Source organism: Psychrobacter sp. CAL346-MNA-CIBAN-0220, from assembly GCF_040309805.1.
Lineage (GTDB): Bacteria > Pseudomonadota > Gammaproteobacteria > Pseudomonadales > Moraxellaceae > Psychrobacter.
In genome coordinates, this window is record NZ_JBEOPF010000691.1 from 1 (window position 1) to 239 (window position 239).

General features: G+C 41.0%; 1 protein-coding gene. It reads right to left on the reverse strand.

Features of this window, described 5'->3' with window-relative positions:
• A partial coding sequence (ybeY, locus tag AAEY88_RS15345) for an rRNA maturation RNase YbeY (protein WP_350563776.1) occupies positions 1–239 on the reverse strand: 239 nt, incomplete at both ends.

A 239-nucleotide genomic window follows, 5' to 3' on the forward strand; every position in this document is an offset into this window, starting at 1 on the left:
GTTTAGCTCTGCAAGTAATTGCTTTTCGATGCTTTCCATCTCTAAAGCATCGTCACTCTTTATATGGTCAAATCCAAGCAAATGCAAGCATCCGTGAATAACCATGTGAGCAAAGTGGTCATGAAATGACTTCTCTTGCTCAATTGCTTCAGCTAATACAATGGCTGGGCAAATAATTAAATCACCAACCAGGGGAATATCTATTCCCGGTGGTGCTTCAAATTCGAACGACAGTACGT